19 protein-coding genes are annotated in these 18,369 nt (G+C 35.7%); 4 read left to right on the top strand and 15 right to left on the bottom strand.

Annotation, left to right across the window (positions count from 1 at the left end):
- Positions 1 to 96 precede the first annotated feature (96 nt).
- Positions 97 to 261: a DUF2759 family protein gene (locus tag AC3G7N_RS06960; protein ID WP_489421422.1), complete on the top strand. Its 165-nt coding sequence runs from the start codon at positions 97 to 99 to the stop codon at positions 259 to 261.
- Positions 262 to 382: 121 nt separating this feature from the next.
- Here AC3G7N_RS06960 and AC3G7N_RS06955 read toward each other — a convergent pair whose 3' ends face one another.
- The 4 genes from AC3G7N_RS06955 to AC3G7N_RS06940 form a co-directional block, all read right to left on the bottom strand.
- A complete protein-coding gene (locus tag AC3G7N_RS06955) occupies positions 383 to 2,290 on the bottom strand; it encodes an LTA synthase family protein (protein WP_489421421.1) in 1,908 nt (635 codons plus the stop codon).
- Positions 2,291 to 2,491: 201 nt separating this feature from the next.
- Positions 2,492 to 3,460 carry an ROK family glucokinase gene (locus AC3G7N_RS06950; protein ID WP_489421420.1) on the bottom strand — a complete coding sequence of 323 codons (969 nt, stop codon included), beginning with the start codon at positions 3,458 to 3,460 and terminating at the stop codon, positions 2,492 to 2,494.
- Complete coding sequence (locus tag AC3G7N_RS06945; protein ID WP_489421419.1) at positions 3,460 to 3,672, bottom strand: YqgQ family protein; 213 nt, start codon at positions 3,670 to 3,672, stop codon at positions 3,460 to 3,462. The genes AC3G7N_RS06950 and AC3G7N_RS06945 overlap by 1 nt, the downstream gene beginning before the upstream one ends.
- Before the next feature lie 90 nt (positions 3,673 to 3,762).
- The gene (locus AC3G7N_RS06940) at positions 3,763 to 5,220 is read right to left on the bottom strand and encodes a spore germination protein (RefSeq protein WP_489421418.1); all 1,458 of its coding nucleotides are present in this window, start codon (positions 5,218 to 5,220) and stop codon (positions 3,763 to 3,765) included.
- A gap of 127 nt (positions 5,221 to 5,347) precedes the next feature.
- On the opposite strand from AC3G7N_RS06940, the gene AC3G7N_RS06935 reads away from it, so the two are divergent.
- Positions 5,348 to 6,199, top strand: coding sequence for a hypothetical protein (locus AC3G7N_RS06935; protein WP_489421417.1), 852 nt, complete (start codon positions 5,348 to 5,350; stop codon positions 6,197 to 6,199).
- Positions 6,200 to 6,240: 41 nt separating this feature from the next.
- Here AC3G7N_RS06935 and AC3G7N_RS06930 read toward each other — a convergent pair whose 3' ends face one another.
- The 5 genes from AC3G7N_RS06930 to rpmG all read right to left on the bottom strand — a co-directional run bounded on the left by AC3G7N_RS06930 (position 6,241) and on the right by rpmG (position 10,388).
- Positions 6,241 to 7,788: a rhomboid family intramembrane serine protease gene (locus AC3G7N_RS06930; RefSeq protein WP_489421416.1), complete on the bottom strand. Its 1,548-nt coding sequence runs from the start codon at positions 7,786 to 7,788 to the stop codon at positions 6,241 to 6,243.
- Between the two features lie 527 nt (positions 7,789 to 8,315).
- On the bottom strand, positions 8,316 to 8,507 hold the full coding sequence (gene yqgO / locus AC3G7N_RS06925; protein ID WP_489421415.1) for a protein YqgO: 192 nt from the start codon (positions 8,505 to 8,507) through the stop codon (positions 8,316 to 8,318).
- Between the two features lie 63 nt (positions 8,508 to 8,570).
- Positions 8,571 to 9,584 (bottom strand): ThiF family adenylyltransferase, encoded by a 1,014-nt coding sequence (locus AC3G7N_RS06920; protein WP_489421414.1) that lies wholly within the window; start codon positions 9,582 to 9,584, stop codon positions 8,571 to 8,573.
- 12 nt (positions 9,585 to 9,596) lie between these two features.
- Positions 9,597 to 10,154 carry a 5-formyltetrahydrofolate cyclo-ligase gene (locus tag AC3G7N_RS06915; RefSeq protein WP_489421413.1) on the bottom strand — a complete coding sequence of 186 codons (558 nt, stop codon included), beginning with the start codon at positions 10,152 to 10,154 and terminating at the stop codon, positions 9,597 to 9,599.
- Positions 10,155 to 10,238: 84 nt separating this feature from the next.
- Entirely contained in the window at positions 10,239 to 10,388 is a 150-nt protein-coding gene (gene rpmG, locus AC3G7N_RS06910; RefSeq protein WP_089532079.1) for a 50S ribosomal protein L33, read from the bottom strand.
- Between the two features lie 174 nt (positions 10,389 to 10,562).
- Here rpmG and AC3G7N_RS06905 point away from each other — a divergent pair, with 174 nt between their 5' ends.
- Together AC3G7N_RS06905 and AC3G7N_RS06900 are read left to right on the top strand one after the other, a co-directional pair.
- Entirely contained in the window at positions 10,563 to 10,901 is a 339-nt protein-coding gene (locus tag AC3G7N_RS06905; RefSeq protein ID WP_489421412.1) for a hypothetical protein, read from the top strand.
- Between the two features lie 21 nt (positions 10,902 to 10,922).
- Positions 10,923 to 11,432 (top strand): hypothetical protein, encoded by a 510-nt coding sequence (locus tag AC3G7N_RS06900; RefSeq protein ID WP_489421411.1) that lies wholly within the window; start codon positions 10,923 to 10,925, stop codon positions 11,430 to 11,432.
- Positions 11,433 to 11,674: 242 nt separating this feature from the next.
- Here AC3G7N_RS06900 and phoU read toward each other — a convergent pair whose 3' ends face one another.
- From phoU to AC3G7N_RS06870, 6 genes are all read right to left on the bottom strand, one after another.
- Complete coding sequence (gene phoU, locus AC3G7N_RS06895) at positions 11,675 to 12,331, bottom strand: phosphate signaling complex protein PhoU (protein ID WP_489421410.1); 657 nt, start codon at positions 12,329 to 12,331, stop codon at positions 11,675 to 11,677.
- Between the two features lie 19 nt (positions 12,332 to 12,350).
- Complete coding sequence (gene pstB / locus AC3G7N_RS06890) at positions 12,351 to 13,133, bottom strand: phosphate ABC transporter ATP-binding protein PstB (protein WP_489421488.1); 783 nt, start codon at positions 13,131 to 13,133, stop codon at positions 12,351 to 12,353.
- Between the two features lie 58 nt (positions 13,134 to 13,191).
- On the bottom strand, positions 13,192 to 14,070 hold the full coding sequence (gene pstA / locus AC3G7N_RS06885) for a phosphate ABC transporter permease PstA (protein ID WP_489421409.1): 879 nt from the start codon (positions 14,068 to 14,070) through the stop codon (positions 13,192 to 13,194).
- Position 14,071: 1 nt separating this feature from the next.
- Positions 14,072 to 15,001: a phosphate ABC transporter permease subunit PstC gene (gene pstC, locus AC3G7N_RS06880; protein ID WP_489421408.1), complete on the bottom strand. Its 930-nt coding sequence runs from the start codon at positions 14,999 to 15,001 to the stop codon at positions 14,072 to 14,074.
- Positions 15,002 to 15,099: 98 nt separating this feature from the next.
- The gene (locus AC3G7N_RS06875; RefSeq protein ID WP_489421407.1) at positions 15,100 to 16,059 is read right to left on the bottom strand and encodes a PstS family phosphate ABC transporter substrate-binding protein; all 960 of its coding nucleotides are present in this window, start codon (positions 16,057 to 16,059) and stop codon (positions 15,100 to 15,102) included.
- Between the two features lie 184 nt (positions 16,060 to 16,243).
- On the bottom strand, positions 16,244 to 18,316 hold the full coding sequence (locus AC3G7N_RS06870) for a peptidoglycan D,D-transpeptidase FtsI family protein (RefSeq protein ID WP_489421406.1): 2,073 nt from the start codon (positions 18,314 to 18,316) through the stop codon (positions 16,244 to 16,246).
- Between the last annotated feature and the right edge of the window lie 53 nt (positions 18,317 to 18,369).

Genomic DNA, 18,369 nt, shown 5'->3' with positions numbered 1-18,369 from the left:
ACTATAAAATAAATAAGAGTTAACGATTAGTTACATAATAATACAAACGCAATTACAATAGCAATTATAAGATGCAAGCAAGGAGGATAAAATAACATGATTTTAGGGATCTTATTATTTATTGTTGCAATACTAAGTGTTGTTTCCACTGTAAAACAAATGAAAGCTAAAAACTTATTTGCTCTAGGATTCTCAGCGGTATCTGTTTTGGCCTTTGGTTTTTTCTCCATCATGACAATTATTCATGAAATAACTGCCTAATTGGTAAAGCTAACTTCATAAAGTTAGCTTTTTTAAATATATAAAAACAGCTGATTCAACTATCAAAATTGAATCAGCTGTTTTTGTTTTATTTTAACGTAAAAGCTGCACTATTCTTTTTTTATTTATTGTTCTTATCAAAATTGATAAAGCGGAAAAGATCCCCGTAGATAATATCATCTGAATATCCAAGTTCCTTTTCTACCTTATCCTGAATATCCGTACAAGGATTCTTTTTCTCAGTAGGAGTCAACTCTTCTTCATCTTGATAGATTGGCTCCCCAGTTTCTCGATTATAACAAATTCCACTTGTAGAAACGTACTCATCGCTAATATAATCTCCATTTCTAAAAGCAATATATCCTTTTCTATCGTCAATGAACAATCGATTCCCGAATTGAATATCATTTTTCGCTTCTACACCTAATAAGCTCAAGAGTGTAGGCTTAATATCTATTTGTCCTGCTACCTGCGACATTACCTTTCCATCTCCATTCCCAGGAATATGAACAAAGAACGGCACGCGTTGTAACTGAACATGATCATAAGGTGTTATTTTTTCTTTATCTAAATACTGGCTCATGGCTCTGTTGTGATTTTCACTAATTCCATAATGGTCACCCATGATGACAATAATGGAATTTTCATACAACCCTGCATCTTTAAGTTGTTGGAAAAATTGTTCGATAGCTTCATCCGTATAACGAACGGTTGGAAAATAATTATTTAGTGTATTCGAATTTGAATTAAACGGTTCAATGGTCCTTTCTTCTTCACTTAGATGAAACGGAAAGTGATTTGTCAGTGTAATAAACTTTGTGTAAAATGGCTGTTCGATTGTTTGTAAATACTTAATAGATTGCTCAAAGAACGGTTTATCCTTAAGTCCCCAACCAATAGAATTTTCTTTTGTTACCTCATATGCTTCTTGCCCATAAAAATGGTCATACCCTAGGCTATCGTACATTTGGTCACGATTCCAAAAGCTTTTATTATTTGAATGAAACACAGAAGTATAATAATCTTCTTCATTAAACAATTCAGGTAACGCATGGTATTCATTTTGTCCATGGGTAAAGAACACTGCACCACGTGGTAATGGATACAAAGAGTTTTCCATTAAAAACTCCGAATCAGATGTTTTTCCTTGTTGTGTTTGATGATAAAAGTTATCGAAATAATAGGTATCTTCATCTTCAACTAAACTGTTTAAAAAAGGTGTAATTTCTTCCCCATTAACCTTATTGTTAATAACAAAGTTTTGTACGGATTCTGCGGAAATAAAAATTACATTCCTATCCTCTGCAACACCAAACATTTTTGATTTCTCGTTGCTTTTAATTTCTGTTTTAATATAGTCCTTTATTTCAGGTAGTTCATTTCCATCAGCAAAGACTCTCTGTGTTTTCACTTTTGAGTGAACGGCTAAATCATAAATATGATAGTTAAACAAGCCAATATTTTTAACTAAATATTCACGGTCAAATGCTCGTGTAAATAATTGCGGACGCTCCATTTCCGCAAGAAAAAAGTTTCCCGCCAATAACATTAATGACATAGCTAACGCAAAAACTTTCCCACTTCTAGGATAGCTTACCTTCATTACTTCTGGTTGCTTCTTACTCAGATACCAGATGATTGCTACATCTACTAGTAATAATAAGTCATAGGGTTTTATTAGCGTTAAAATACTGCCGCCTAAATCCCCCAAATTACTAGCTTGGAATAATTGTGGAATTGTAATGAAATCTGTAAACGATCGATAAAAGACCACATTAATATAAATAATGATTGTACCAATTAACGCTGTATAACGAACGAATTTCATTTGGCGTTTTTCTTTTGTAAACCAGACACTAACCGCAAAAACTAAAAATGCAGATACAAATGGATTAATTAATAAGATTAGCTCTTGCATGGAATTGTCTAATTCGATACTAAAGAAAAATCGATAGACAATATATGTCTTCAATCCAAATAATAATGTCGCGATTATATACAATGGAATTTTGGTTCGTTTAAAATTCATTTTGAATCCCCTCCTACACAAAAAAACACATTCAGTTTTCAATTATTATCTTTTTAAATACCCTATACTAAGATTCACAAACCATATATATATTATTTCACTCTACAGTATATGACGAATAATTTGTAAAAAAAGTTTCATTTAATTTTACAATACCTTAATATATATTTACTAAACTCACTTTTATTAGTGCCAAATTGCTTAATTTTCATTAACCAGCTTATCTTTCACCAAATATGCTGCGCCATAAATCCCGGCGTCATTTCCTAACTGTGCCGTTTCAATGCTGCACACGTTTGTCAGCCGTTTTAAAGCATAGCTATTAAACGAATGTTGAATGGCATCTAGTAATGGTTTTCCCGCTTTGGAAACCCCTCCACCAATCACTATTTTTGAGGGGTTTACGATTGTCGCAATGGTAGACAGGACCAGACCAAGAACATCCCCTGTTCGACTAATGATCTGCTGACTATCTTGATCCCCTGCTCCAGCAAGCTCAAACACATCCTTAGCAGTAATATTACCTTGCCTGTGAAAGTGTTCAGACAAGTTACCTTGTGGCCTAACATTAATGACTTCCATAGCCTGTTTGGTAATACCCGTCGCAGATGCAACTGTTTCTAAACAGCCATTCTTTCCGCAATTACATGGATACCCGGTTGGATCTACTGTTATATGTCCGATTTCTCCAGCAGTACCATTAACCCCACTTAGAAGCTGACCATTTGCAATAATACCACCACCTACACCTGTACCAAGTGTAATGGCTACAAAATTTCTCGCTTCATTGCCTGAGCCCTTCCAGTTTTCTCCGAGCGCAGCCAGATTCGCATCATTACCTACAAAGACTGGTAATTGTGATTGTTCACTTAATTCACTACCCAGATTCACTGTTTTCCATCCGATATTTACAGCCTCTTCAACCAACCCTGACCCCCCTGTTATAAAACCTGGGGCACCAACCCCTATTCCCATAATATTTTCCTTGTTCAGGGCTAAATCTCTTATTTTTTCATTTATTGATTGCACTAGGTCAGGTATGATTTGACTACCACTATCACTTTTATTTGTCGGTATCTGGTATTTTTCCAATATGATTCCCTCTTGTGTAAAAAAACCAATTTTTATGGTTGTACCACCAATGTCAATTCCGATTAATACCATGTCCATTACTGATCAGCACCCTTTTCATCACGTGTTTTTCTTGCATCCTGTTTAAGAATTAAAGTTGCCATTTGATATTCTTGTACACTTATGAACGCATTCTTATATAATTCCTTTACTTCCTCTTCCATCAACTCCAGATCAGCTAATCGATCCCCTATGTAAATGAAAGTTCCGAATTTCTTCAATAATTGTCTCACATCATGAACTGTTTTCATATTTATCTCCAAATAATTTAGGTTGATTTAATCGCTTCTTTAACCTTTGTATTATACCATGAAACAAAAAAACCTCAAGGTCCAGACAGATTACTTATCTGGATCTTGAGGGTTCAAAAATGTTGGTCTTCGGTTTTTTAAAGGTATAGGAACACGGATGAAAATATCACGAAATGCGCGATAAGAAAACGGTAAAAAAGGCCAGAGATAAGCAATCTCATATGATTTTGTACGGACAAGATGTAAAAGCCAAACCGTAATTCCAATCACGTACCCACTGACTCCAAAAGCAGCTGTCATTACTAATAAAAAGATACGTACTAACCGATTAGCCAAACTAAGTTCATAACTCGGTGTAGCATATGTTCCAATAGCGGCTACTGCCAGATATAATACAACTTCATTCGAGAATACTCCCACTTCAACAGCAACTTGCCCCATTAAAACCGCTGCAACAAGTCCGAGTGCTGTCCCAAGCGATGAGGGGACATGGATGGAAGCCATTCGAAGCATATCAATTCCTATTTCCGCAATTAAAAACTGCAGAAATATTGGAATCGTACCCATTTCAGCAGGGCCGATAAAATCCAAGTTTGCCGGCAAGAGACCTTGGTCTGTTGAAAATAAGTAATACAGCGGTAAAATAAATATTGATGCTATTACTGCAATAAAACGAACCATTCGTAAATAAGCTCCTACTAACGGTTTTTGCCGATATTCTTCTGCGTGCTGTAAATGATGCCAGTAAGTTGCAGGTGTTATCATAACACTTGGTGAACCGTCAATGATAATTAATATATGACCTTCAAATAAGTGTGCTGCTGCAGTATCGGGGCGTTCTGTGTATCGAACTGTTGGGTATGGGTTCCAGTGACGGCCACTTATAAATTCCTCAACTGTTTTTTCGGCCATAGGTAATCCATCCGTATCAATCATTTCAAGCGATTTTTTTAATTTTTTCACTCGTTCCGTGTCTGCTATTTCACTAATGTAACATATAGCAATATCGGTTTTTGACCTTCTACCGATTTGGAGATACTCCATTCGTAAAGATTTATCACGTACTCTTCTACGTGTCAAAGCCGTATTAAAAACGATTGTTTCCACAAACCCATCGCGTGATCCACGCACGACACGTTCTAAATCAGGTTCCGCTGGTGCCCTTACAGGATATGTCCGGGCATCGATCATGATAATTTCGTCTATTCCTTCCACAACTAGTGCAGTAGGTCCACCCAAAACTAAATCTATCGTTTTATTTAGATCTTTATTATGACCAATCTCTATATATGGAACGTATGTTTTAAGTAGCTTTTTCAATGGATCTGGATCTAAATCCTCTGGTTTAAGCTTTGCAAATAATTTCATGATATAGTGTAAAATCTTATCTTTGGCAAACCCATCAATTAAAAATAGCGACATTTTACGTCCCGCATATTCTAAATTTAAATGAATAACGTCAAAGCTTTCATCGACTCCCAATTGCTTATGCAAATAATCTACATTTTCCTGATATGTAGGAAATAGAGGTTGTTTTTCAGTTTCCAATTCCGTCACCCCGCTTTTTTATAAGAATTTATGTAGTTATTGTGTTCCTATGCAGCCTTCCTATGCATATTTACTTAAACCAACTCATAAATTTTAACAAGACAAACCTATTTCAAAGGATGACGATATGAAAAAATATTTAGCACTGACCATTATTTTTATCCTGGGTATTTTTATAGCTTTTTTATACCAGGCTAAATTGAACACCATTCCAAGCATTAGTTATTTTCCTCTAGATCAAGAGACTGACTTTTCAGAAGCACAAACTAGTTTGAAAATAAAAACCGAAGCTGGTCAAAAGAAATATACTGTTACATGGAATTCACTCTCTATAAGTGACAAAAGCATGTATTTACGTCAGGACGTTTCACTACTTTTTACAAATGGGAAACTTCTGGGTGCGTTAAGCAAATGGAAAGAAGATGAAAACACCATCAATTTAATGGAAAGTATCAACGCACAAAGGACAAGTTATTTCCAAACGATTTCTTATCATCACGGTGAACTCCATTATCCAAACGGATCCATTAAGAGCATACAGCAAATGAGTTATGACGAATTGTATGTAATCGAAAATAAATCTTCTGATATTCACTCTTTTCATAAACCAGAAACGAACAAGGATGTTAAATGGGAGAAAGGACTGGCAGGCCAAACAACACAAACATTGCTTTATCATTGGAACGATCTAGTTAATCACTTTCAAATAAATAAAGAAGACTATCTGATCGTTCCCCTTACCGCATTACATCGATATAACACAGACTCATTACCTTCATTTTCTCAATCACAGACCAATCAAATAATCGGACAATTATGGGAGGGGTTATATAAAAATTATATCGTCCCCATTACGTATGAAAAAGAGCAAGTGTCTAGTTATGTTCCTCTTATATTATTTGCCAAAGATAAGAAACATCTGCTAGTATTATTCGAACTTAATGGTAAGAAAGAAAGACTTATTCAACAATATCCATAAAAAAAACGTCCTATAGCATTATCTGCTGTAGGACGTTCTTGCTAGTTAACACTTTTCCCCGTAATTTGTTCATACAATTGGATGTATGAATCATCATCTGGCTTTAATTTATATGCTTTTTCTACAGCTTGCACAGCCTTTTGGTTTTCACCTTGATTCCCATACAACATGGCTAAATTATAGAATGCTTCTGGCATTCCACTATCCATTGCAACAATTTTTTCAAGGTCATTTATGGCTACTGATGCTTTGCCCAACTCTATATTTGCATAGGACCGTTGAAACAATAACGCAGCAGCTAGGTCATCAGGATCCTTTAGCCCCTCTGTAGCAATCTTTACAACTTTATCGTACTTATCTTCTGCTAATAATTCCTCTATTTTAGTTAACTGAAACATTGCACTATTCGTGTTCTGTTGTATACCAAATGCAACTAAACCACTTACAATAACTAGATAACAAATAATCGCAAAAAGTTGGTAAGCAATTTTTTTCTTTCTTGGTAAACATACAATTACAGAGGCAACAAATCCAGCAACCAATCCGCCAATATGTGCACTATTATCGATTTGCGGGATTGAGAATCCAAAAATTAAATTAAAACCGATTAAAAAAAAGATTCCTTTCCCCATCGTTTGGAAGAACAGTTTTTTGTTCATCACTCCAAAAAACAATAATGCCCCGAATAATCCAAACAAGGCACCAGAAGCTCCAGCTGACACATTTGTAGTAAATGCAAAACTGGCAAGTCCTCCTCCAACCCCAGCCAACATATAAATAATCAAAAATCGAACGGAACCATATATCCGCTCAACTATTGCTCCTAAGTAATATAAAGCTAGCATGTTCATAATTATGTGTAACAGCCCTATATGTAGAAACATTGAAGAGATAATTCTCCACCATTCCCCATCTATTATGGCGGGATTATACTTGGCTCCATAGTTAATTAATGTTTCAGTGGAAGTGCTCCCTCCATTAAATTCAAGTAAGACGTATAGAATAATATTAATTGCCAGTAAAAAATATGTTAGAAAGGGTTTTCCATGGGAGAAAACGTTTTTAATTTCTTTTCTTTTTGATGTAAGTTTATTGACTAATTTATCTTTTAAATATTCTAACTCAGCCATCTTATCCTGATCAGTTTGGTCGCTAGTCGTTAATTCTAACGAAAAATTTAAATCATGATTTAATCGTTCCGTCTCTTCATAAATATCTTTCTCATCTAGGTAATAAATTTTCATTTTAATCGGCTTACGCTCTTTCAACTGCATTGGTTTCTTCAATGCTTCCCACTCCCCCACTGGGGCTTGCATTGCTACATATACATTTTTCACTTCAATATGTTTTCCAGTCAACATACGTCTTATTGCTTTTGTCCGTTGAAAAGCTAAGGCAATATCCTTTTTCAAATCATTCATCCAATAAAACTCTTTATGTACAAGTCGAATGACATAAGAGGTTTTGTTTATATCTTTCTCTAACCAAATCTCTTCCTTATGCTCATCCATATCTACGATTTCAAATTTTTCTATTTCAATTAGCTGTTGAGCTAATTTATACATGATATGTTGTTCATTTACGTACATTGATTTTCCTCCCTAATGACCATCATATCAAAACTCGCACTTATTTTCTTGTTAAAAATATCTTTTTCAATAAAACAAGGTAGTTGCAATGGGGACAACTACCTTGAATAATATTCAGCTTATCCAGCTCCAGCACCCATTGCCTGGTTCCCTTCATTATCCTCTTTGCGAGAACAGTTCAATAATAGTTGAACGTCCTTAATCGCCTACGCTCTTCGTGTTTCCTTTTCACTTTATCACAGCTATAAGATTCACTTTGACTTCGCTATCACTTGCGATAAGTCAAGTTCATCTAATCTCATACGGAAGGAATGTTCGATTAAAACCGCCACAAAGCGTGAGCAACATCGAACTATCCCTTGCATGAGCACAAGTCATACGGCAGCCTGCAGGAGACAGGTTGTGCCGACGTTTGGCACAAGACAAGGAAAGCTTCCCCGAAATGCATCGCAGGAAGGAAAAGCGAGTTTCTTTTTCGAGGACGTGCCGATATTAGTCGGCCTTCCTTTATTCGGGCGCTTGCGCTTTTATCCATTTGATGTTTTTGTAAATATGTTTGAAAGGATTTTATTTTTGATAGTTGGCATATTCATGGTTATCATTACTCCTAATTTTCGTAACACGCTTACTGCCAAAATCATATTTACTAATTTATAGCGCCATTTGTAGACAGCTAACATCGCTGAAAGCACAACTCCAACTACTAATACAATTCTCATATGAACACCCTATTTCTGTTTTATAGTGTTCTTAGTTTTTTCAGGAGCCCACTTATTTATGCATTATGAACCAATATATCGGTCATACCAAGACCTGGCAATGACAATGTCTTCTGTTCCTTGAACAAGAACGCGACCGTCTGAAAAAAGAACGAGCGTCATACCTTGGGTGAATTCTGCCTTAAGCAAAAACGGTGTTACCTTAACCGATGCTACATTCTTTAGTTGATCATGCCATTTTTTTAAGTCTAATGATGTTTTTTGGTGGATTTGCACACTGTTTCTTCCGCAAAGCACAGTTTCTAGACCCTTCACTCGCTTCTTAAGCGCAGGATATTCCTCTTTTTGACAAGTCGGACAATTTTTTTTAGGTTTTGACATCTTCATATCATACTGATGATTAAACCATATATCAAACGTGCGAAGTGTATTTCTTAGTGCCTTCTCGTTACCAGTAAGATATTTTATTGTTTCCGTTACTTGCATTGAGGAGACCATGTCTACGATAGGAGCAATAACGCCAACGGTATCACATGTTTGTCCACCAGTCGATGTTTCCGAAAATAAACAACGCAAACACGGTGTTTTTCCTGGAAAAAAAAATGCGTTCATCCCCCTTGAACTCACAGCACCACCGTAAGAAAAAGGTATCCGATGTTTAAAACAACAATCATTGAGTATAAATCTGGTAGAAAGATTGTCCGTTCCATCCAGAACTACGTCCATACCGTTCATTAGTTCCTCCACATTCTCAGCAGTTACGTTCCCAACTATCGATTCTATCTCGGTTAACCCATTTATTTTTTCTAACTTTTTTTTGGCTGCTATCGCTTTTGGTAATGCTTCCTCTACATCTTTTTCATCAAATAACATTTGTCGTTGTAAGTTAGACAGCTCTACGTAATCTCTATCAATTATCCGGATTTTACCAATACCACCTCGAACTAAATGGTTACATATAACTGTACCTAGTGCCCCAACTCCAACCACGAGTGCACTACTATTTTGTAACTTTTCTTGCCCAGTTTGTTGAATAGGACTAAATAATAGTTGCCTTGAATAGCGATTCGAATCCAAGTTGTCTACCTCCTACTGATAAATTCCAGTTTCGGTAACGATATGATTGACTGGAAGATCAAATGCTTCTCTAGGAATTTCCTGTATTAGTTGTTTGTTACTTACTAAAGAAACCGTTGAATTTAAAAAGCCTTTTAGGAAACGATCATAATAGCCACCACCAAACCCGATTCTGTATCCAGTTTGGTCAAAAACTAAACCTGGTACAATTAATAAATCTATTTGATTTTTCTCTGTAATTTGTGCGTTTTTTGGATTTGGTTCTTTTAGATTATAATATACAACCTCTAATTGCTCATATGTTTCCAATTGATAAAAGGTAAGTCCTTTTTTTGCTGGATCACATTTCGGAACGGATATCTGTTTATGTTCTTTCCAGGCTGTTTCAATAATTTCTTTTGTATTCCACTCAAATCCTTGTGATATGGTAATCCCAATAGACGATGACTTTTTCCATAGATTTGATTGGACTAATTGATTGGTAAGTTTTTCCTCAATTGATAGTTTTTTTTCATCCGATAAAGATTTAAGGTATGTAATTGCCTTATTTCGTAATTGAGATTTGTCCATATAAATAAATCCCCTTTTCTATTGGCTAAAATATAAATAAAACCCTTATCTATTCGCGATAAGAGTTTTATTTTACGTTAATCATTATTTAGTTTCACGGTGAAGTGTATGCTTTCTAAGACGTGGACAATATTTCATAAGCTCTATACGTCCAGGATTAGTACGCTTATTTTTAGTTGTAATATAATTACGTTCACCAGATTCAGTACAAGCCAAAGTTATGTTTACTCGCATGATTTTCCCTCCAAACTATAAAACTGCTTTGTAGATTCTATAATTTCGTGTCAGACTTAATTATAATATCAGATATATACGAATGAATCAAGAATCATACAAAATAAATATTTCAGTTTTATCTTTTCTATTTCTATGTTATAAATAATATTGTATATGAAATGGAGGTACAATATGATTTATGCAATTTCAACAATTTTAATAGTAGCTGTAGTCTTATTTATTATATCATTCTTAATGAATGATAAGTTTAAGGATTTAGAAGATCAATTGGAACAGTATTCTATGTCAACTATGCAAGATACGTATCAAATGAAAAAGAAAATTAAAATTCTTGAAGAAGAATTGCTATCAAACGATTTCACAGATGATTTATTTCAGAATGATAACCAATCCTCTGAAGCAGATCGGAAAATTATTCAGTTACACGAAAAAGGCTATTCCATTCAAGAGATTACGGAGTTAACTAAATTAAGTACATACGACGTTCAGTTAATACTACGAAACTATTAATTTATTAGTAAGGAGATAATTATGAGGCAACCCGTTCGAGCATTCTCAATAGGCCTATTCACAGCTGGTATCTTATTATTGGCTATCGTTCTTTATGTTGATAAGCCCCAAGACAAAATGACGAATATTTCTCAACAAGAGATGATTGCAACCCTTGAAGAAGAAGGGATGCAAGTATTAAGTGATAAGGAATACATTTCTCTTTCTGTAAAAAACAATCCTAAAGATAAGGAAGGAGATAAAACAGAAGCTGAAAAAAAAGATAAGAATGATGAGCAAACAGACCAGCCAAATGAAGCTGAAAATACACAGGAAAAAGAAGTAAAAACTTTCTCTTTAAAAATAGAACCTGGCCTGGCATCTTCTTCTTCTATAAGCTCTAAATTAGAAGAAAACAGCATTATTGACAGCGCAAGTAAGTTTAACCAGTATTTAGAGGAAAATGATTATAGTCAATACGTTCAAATTGGAACCTTTGAATTGACATCAGACATGACGTTTAACGAAGTGGCAGAAACCATTACAAATTAAGAAAGCAAATGTTGAAAAGTTGACAGATAAGAAAAGCGCAAGCGCCTTGAAAGACACGACAAGCAAAAGCAGAGCGGTTCAGTGTGGGTGCTTTGCCCACGCGGAAGCGAACTGCTTATGTCTCGAGTGTCTAGGCGCTGGAGCTAGACAGATCATCATCAAAATTTTATACTTTCTTTGCTCATAAAAAAGTAGTAGTGCGGGAAATTCCACACTACTACTTTTTTACGACTTAATTAACTTTAACTATTTAGATCGTATCTTTTTCCTTTTACTAAATAAATTATTGCTTCTGAGATATTTGTGGTATGGTCTGCCACACGTTCTAAATAACGGCAAATAAAGGACAATTGTATGACTTGTTCGATATACTCAGGATTTTTAGTCATAAGATCCATTAATTCAGCAACTAAACCACCATACATTTTATCAACTTCATCATCCATTTCAGCAACATCTCTTGCCTTATAAATATCCTCTTCATTAAACGCAAGAAGTATATTATCTATCATTTTTTGCGTAATAGATGCCATATGAGGTATTTTATTCAAGGGTTCCACAAATTCACGTTCACCGATTCGAATAACCGATTTAGCAATGTTTACAGCCAAATCTCCAATTCGTTCGATGTCTGTGGTAACTTTCATGATAGCAATGATTTTTCTTAAATCTGTAGCAAGAGGCTGCTCCTTTGCAATTAACCAAGTGGCATTCTCGTTAATCTCTTCCTCTAATGTATTGATTTTGGCGTCCTCATCAATAACGTGTAATGCCAAATCAACATTCTGATTTTCAAGAGCATTTATTGATTGATCTATTGCCTGCTTGGCTAGATCTCCAAGTTCCATTAATTCAGATTTCAATCCCAATAACTGTTCTTCAAAATTTTCTCTTGTCAACAGCTACACCCCCCATATATTATCCAAATCGACCTGTTATATAATCCTCTGTTCTTTTATCAGTCGGATTAGAAAATAATCTATCCGTATCACTATATTCAACTACTTCGCCATTTAGAAAGAATGCTGTTCGATCAGAAATACGCGCAGCCTGTTGCATATTATGCGTGACAATAACAATGCTGTATTCCTTTTTTAACTCTTGTACTAGTTCTTCCACTTTTAAAGTAGAGATTGGATCCAGTGCAGATGTCGGCTCATCCATCAAAATAACCTCTGGTTCAATTGCCAAACATCTAGCAATACATAAGCGTTGTTGCTGCCCACCGGATAACCCAAATGCATTTTCAGTCAATCGATCTTTTACCTCATCCCAAAGGGCAGCACCCTTTAAACTTTTTTCTACAATTTCATCAAGAATTTTTTTCTTTTTAACCCCGTGAATTTTCGGTCCGTAAGCTACGTTTTCATAAATTGATTTCGGAAATGGATTAGGCTTTTGAAACACCATTCCAACGTTCGTTCTAAGTTCTTCCACTTTATATTTTGGGTCAAAAATATTTTGATCCTTATAAATTATACTTCCAGCCATATTTACTGATGGAACTAATTCCACCATTCGGTTTAACGCTTTAATAAATGTCGATTTACCACAACCTGATGGGCCAATGATGGCCGTTACCTGATTTGCTGGTATGTCAAACTGTAATTCCTTTAACGCTTGTTTTTCACCATACCACAAATTGAAATTTTGAACGGAATAAATAATTTTACTCGCCGGATCCAAATCTGAATTCATCATCCCAATAATAGGCACACGCTTTTCATCTTTTACATTATTCATGTTTAGTCCTCCTCATTTAATACCGTTTAGAAAACTTATTTCGAATAAAGACTGCTATTGAATTCATTATAATTAACATAATTAGCAATACTATAATTCCTGCAGCAGCTGCATATTGAAATTCATCTTGTGGTCTGCTAGTCCAATTAAATATCTGAATAGGCATGACCGTAAACCCAGACCATACGCTTTCCGGTAAATATGCAATAAACGTCAATGCACCTATCATTAATAATGGTGCAGTCTCACCAATTGCACGTGATAATGCCAAAATGCCTCCAGTTAAAATGCCCGGAATTGCTGCTGGAAGAACCACTCGACGGATTGTTTGCCATTTTGTAGCCCCCATCGCGTATGATGCTTCATACTGTTCATTTGGAATCGAACGAATTGCTTCTTGAGCTGCTACTACGATGATAGGTAGGATTAACAGACTCATTGTTAAACCACCTGCCATAATACTTCGGCCCATCTCCAACAATCTTACAAAGATGGTTAATCCGAGAAGTCCAAATACAATAGAAGGAACTCCTGCTAAATTTGAAATATTTATCTGTATAAAACGAGTCCACTTATTCTTTTTTGCATATTCTTCTAAATAAATTGCTGTACCAACACCCAAAATGAGTGATACTGGTGCTGTAACTGCCATTAACCAGAGAGATCCTATAATAGCAGCCTTAATTCCAGCTTCTTCAGGGAATCTTGAGGCAAAACTAGTTAGAAATCCCCAGTCTAAATAACCAACGCCTTGTGTGAAAACACGGTATAAAAGTGTGGCTAAAACTACAATTCCAAAAAGGGTGGCAAGAAAAAATACCCACTTTAGAATATGGTTTTTTGTCAATCGTTTTCCCGTTGTATTTCTAACAGCCTCTTTATTGATCAAACTCATATTAATATTCCTCCCTAAAGCGACGAGAAATGTACTGTGCTAATAAATTCATTAATAGAGTGAAAACAAATAACGTCATACCAACCGCATAAATACTATAGTAAATGGTTGATCCATAGCCTGCATCGCCAAGGCTAACTTGAACAATATATGCTGTCATCGTTTGAATGGATTCCGTAACGTCTAATGTGAGCTTTGGTGTAGAACCAGCTGCAACTGCTACGATCATTGTTTCTCCAATCGCACGAGAAATTCCGAGTACAAATGAAGCTATAATGCCTGATAGTGCTGCTGGAAGCACTACTTTGAGCGCTACTTCTAGCCTAGTAGATCCCATAGCAAGGGCACCTTCACGGATAGAGTTTGGCACTGAACTCATTGCGTCCTCTGATAGAGAAGCAATCATTGGAATAATCATAATTCCAACGACAATACCTGGACTTAAGGCATTGAAAATAGGTAGTTCAGGTATAAAGTTTTTTAATAAAGGTGTGACAAATGTTAATGCAAAGAAACCATAAACGATAGTTGGCACACCTGCCAAAACTTCTAATATTGGCTTAATTGTTTTTCTAGTTTTTATAGAAGCATACTCACTTAAATAAATGGCAGACGCAAGTCCAATTGGAATGGATACCGCCATTGCTAATAACGTAATTAATAACGTTCCAGATACTAAAGACATCACACCATAGGATGAGTTTTCATCAGCAAATGGATACCACTCTGTACCTGTTATAAATTCCATGAAAGGTACTCTATTAAAAAAAGTAATTGTTTCTACTAGTAATGTAAAAACAATGCCTACTGTTGTTAAAACAGAAATAACAGCACATGCCAAAAAAAGTAGTGGTGCCGCCTTCTCTGTTAATTGAAGTAGAGAACGATTAGATTTGTTTTCTTTAATCATATCCCGAACAGACTTTGACATAACGAACGATCCTCCCCGATAAAAAACGCATGAATGCGAGGAATGTTCAATAATGAACGATCCTCACACTCAACTGTAACTATTTTTTTAATGTGAATTTATTTACCAGCTATTTCAGCCAACTTTTTTAACTGTTTTTCGTAAACGCTGTCTGGCAAAGCAACATATCCAACAGCCTCTGCCATTTCACCAGCATGCTCTAGTGTATACTTTGTGAAGTCATAGACAGTTTCATCCTTAACTGCTTCATGCCTCACATAAATAAACAATGGTCTAGACAATGGTTCATATTCGCCTGATTGAATGGTTTCCTGGCTTGGCGTTACAGCCTTACCTTCTTTGTTAACGATTGGAACTACTTTTAAATCATCCTTATTTTCAAGATAATAGGCAAATCCAAAGTATCCAATGGCGTGCTTTGTTCCGGAGACACCTTGAACTAAAACATTATCATCTTCAGAAAGAGCAGCATCTTTACGAATCTGTTCTCCGTCTAAAATTACTTCATCGAAATAATCAAATGTACCTGAGTCAGCACCGGGACTAAAGAACTTAATTTCTTCTTCCGGCCAACCTTCGCGAACATCAGCCCATGTTTTAACATCACTGCTTTCCGACCACATTTTTTTCATCTCTTCTACAGTTAGTTGATCTATCCAGTCATTTTGTTTATTTACAACTACTGACAAACCGTCTAGGGCTAATTTAAACTCTGTATATTCAATTCCAGCTTCTTCAAGCGCTTTTATCTCTTCTTCTTTTATTGGCCTGGATGCATTTGAAATATCTGTTTCACCAGCAATAAACTTTTCAAATCCTCCACCAGTCCCAGAAACACCAATCGTTGCTTTCACGTTTGGATTAGCAGCAGAATATTCCTCGGCGACTGCTTCCATAATCGGGAATACTGTAGATGAACCATCCACCATTACTTTTTTCGAATCATCGCCGCCTGCACTAGCATTTCCATTTCCACTTCCATCTCCATTTCCACATGCAGCAGTAAAAATAACTAGCAAAGACATAAGCATAGTTAATACTATTTTTCTTGATTTCATCTTAAAGCCCCCCAAATGATTGTTATTGCTCTACAATTCATATTGTACAAGGGTATTGTTAAGCTAGTATTAATACAAAGTAAAGGTTATGTAAATTTTAAACTAAAAAGAGTCCTAAACTGCTAGTAATCTAGCAATTTAGGACTTATCATTATAATTCGGTTTCGGTTACCTTATTAGACACTTACTTGTTTTCCTCACTACGTTTTTCTTTCAGGTTAAAATACGTATCTAAAATACGTTCACCGATGTAATCATTCAGATGATATTCACCACCCGTGTCAGGGACAACAATAGCGAACGCCACCTCTGGATGTTCATATGGTGCATATCCGACAAGTGTTAAGTTTGACGTTTCATGGACTTTCTTTATCTCTCCATTATCGTACCTTTCGATATAAACAGCTTCAGCGGTACCTGTTTTACCAGCAGAAGTATAGGCTTTATCAGCAAAATAACTGTAAGCTGTTCCTTCTGGCTCCTGAAATACTCGTCTAAACCCTTCCTGGACGCGTTCGATTAGACTTTGATCCATCGTAATTCGATTAAGTGCATCTGTGTTCTTACTCTTATATACAGGACCTAACTTATCCTCATAAGGTGTAGGCTTGCGAATGGAATCAAGAAATCTTGGGCGGACACGATAACCATCATTTGCTATAGTCGATACATATTGTGCTAATTGCATGGTCGTATAAGTATCGTACTGCCCGATTGCAAAGTCCAATAACTGACCGCTAGTATTTACGCCTTCATATCCTATTGATTCAAATGGGAAATCAACTCCCGTTGGAACTCCTAACCCAAACTGGCTGAAATAATTCCTGAATTGTTGGAAAGAGCCGTCTACTGAATCAACTTGTAACTTTTCATTACGTTGATAATCGAAATCTCCAGCTAAGCGCATCGCAATATAAAACATATAAACATTGGATGACTTTTGTAGAGCAGTATAATCATTAACCCATCCTAAACTTTCATTTTGATAAGAACTTTTTTCTTTGGTACCTTTTATCTTTATTGGTGCATCAAAGAAACGTTGGCCAGGCTCAATAACACCTGATTCATAACCTGCTAACACCGTAGCTCCTTTTACGGTTGAACCAGCTCTGTAAGCAGCATATAACGTATTATAGGCTTTGTTACTAAATTCATTCTTCTTTCGGTCATAACCTTGGCCGGATACTGCTAGTAGTTCACCGGTTTGTGGATCCATCACTACCGCATATGCATCTTGCATAAAACGATTTCCATATGGATCTTCGGCAAGTGCTTTTTTTATTTCATCTTGAAGTATTTGATCAACTTTTTTTTGTAACTCCATATCAATAGTTAGAACAAGATCTTTCCCGCGTTCTCCTTCTACAACAACCTCAGAATCAACAACCAATCCATTTTTGTTTGTTGTGTATTGAATTTGTTCTTTTCTACCTCTAAGAACACTTTCGTACTCTTGTTCCAGCCCGCTTTTTCCTACACGATCATTTCTACTATAGCCTCGTGACATGTAAAAATCCTGTCGTTCTTTAGGAATACCTTGGTCCCTTGTGGTTATTGAGCCAAAGATACTTCTTAACGTTTCATCAAATGGATGTGTCCGTTCCCAGTCTGTTGTAGCATTTATTCCCGGGAGTTCATCTAAATGTTCAGCAACCCTCGCATATTCTTTTGGTGTCACATCTTCATTTTTAACAATATGGGGAGTAAGTGAATAAGCTTTATCCAGTTCTATCTTAATATTTATTATCTCTTTTTGTTCTTTGGTATAACTATTTACTTCTTTTTCCGTTATACGGTCGAGCATCGTTTGATATTCTTCCCCATTATCCATTTTTTCAATTTCTTTGTCAGTTAAACGACTTCTAACTTCGTCCTCATGATTTAAGTACCAATATTCTTTCTTATTGCGTAAAGTAAGTTCGTCTTTCTCCGGAACCATATCGATGAAAGGTGCCAGCTTTTTCGCAACGTCCAATCGATCTTCCGGAGTTGTCCCTTTAGCAGGTGTATATGTAATCGCATATAGTGGTTTATTTCCTACAACCACATTATGATTTCGGTCTAAAATTCTTCCCCTTGGTACTGGAATTTTTGTTGTATCTTTGATTGTTCGATCAATTTCTTCCTGAAAATCTTCCCCATTTAATATTTGAACTACCCCAAGTTGCAAGATTAATGTGGAAAACAATAAAAATACAACAAAAAATAATATATTTAAACGAAAGGGAAGTTGAGCTTTCTTTTTCTTTTTAACCATACGTCTCTCCCTTTTTTACAAAAACATGTTAAATTCATTACATTAATTATAAC

The organism is Virgibacillus carmonensis, assembly GCF_057836705.1.
Note: the sequence above shows the minus strand (reverse complement) of the source record. Positions and strands in the feature narration are given on the sequence as shown.

Excerpts from the sequence above, each read along its gene's own strand:
- AC3G7N_RS06960 (WP_489421422.1), top strand. The coding sequence starts at position 97 with ATGATTTTAGGGATCTTATTATTTATTGTTGCAATACTAAGTGTTGTT.
- AC3G7N_RS06955 (WP_489421421.1), bottom strand. The coding sequence starts at position 2,290 with ATGAATTTTAAACGAACCAAAATTCCATTGTATATAATCGCGACATTA.
- AC3G7N_RS06950 (WP_489421420.1), bottom strand. The coding sequence starts at position 3,460 with ATGGACATGGTATTAATCGGAATTGACATTGGTGGTACAACCATAAAA.
- AC3G7N_RS06945 (WP_489421419.1), bottom strand. The coding sequence starts at position 3,672 with ATGAAAACAGTTCATGATGTGAGACAATTATTGAAGAAATTCGGAACT.
- AC3G7N_RS06935 (WP_489421417.1), top strand. The coding sequence starts at position 5,348 with ATGAAAAAATATTTAGCACTGACCATTATTTTTATCCTGGGTATTTTT.
- AC3G7N_RS06930 (WP_489421416.1), bottom strand. The coding sequence starts at position 7,788 with ATGTACGTAAATGAACAACATATCATGTATAAATTAGCTCAACAGCTA.
- yqgO (WP_489421415.1), bottom strand. The coding sequence starts at position 8,507 with ATGAGAATTGTATTAGTAGTTGGAGTTGTGCTTTCAGCGATGTTAGCT.
- AC3G7N_RS06915 (WP_489421413.1), bottom strand. The coding sequence starts at position 10,154 with ATGGACAAATCTCAATTACGAAATAAGGCAATTACATACCTTAAATCT.
- rpmG (WP_089532079.1), bottom strand. The coding sequence starts at position 10,388 with ATGCGAGTAAACATAACTTTGGCTTGTACTGAATCTGGTGAACGTAAT.
- AC3G7N_RS06905 (WP_489421412.1), top strand. The coding sequence starts at position 10,563 with ATGATTTATGCAATTTCAACAATTTTAATAGTAGCTGTAGTCTTATTT.
- AC3G7N_RS06900 (WP_489421411.1), top strand. The coding sequence starts at position 10,923 with ATGAGGCAACCCGTTCGAGCATTCTCAATAGGCCTATTCACAGCTGGT.
- pstB (WP_489421488.1), bottom strand. The coding sequence starts at position 13,133 with ATGATGAATTCAGATTTGGATCCGGCGAGTAAAATTATTTATTCCGTT.
- pstA (WP_489421409.1), bottom strand. The coding sequence starts at position 14,070 with ATGAGTTTGATCAATAAAGAGGCTGTTAGAAATACAACGGGAAAACGA.
- pstC (WP_489421408.1), bottom strand. The coding sequence starts at position 15,001 with ATGTCAAAGTCTGTTCGGGATATGATTAAAGAAAACAAATCTAATCGT.
- AC3G7N_RS06875 (WP_489421407.1), bottom strand. The coding sequence starts at position 16,059 with ATGAAATCAAGAAAAATAGTATTAACTATGCTTATGTCTTTGCTAGTT.
- AC3G7N_RS06870 (WP_489421406.1), bottom strand. The coding sequence starts at position 18,316 with ATGGTTAAAAAGAAAAAGAAAGCTCAACTTCCCTTTCGTTTAAATATA.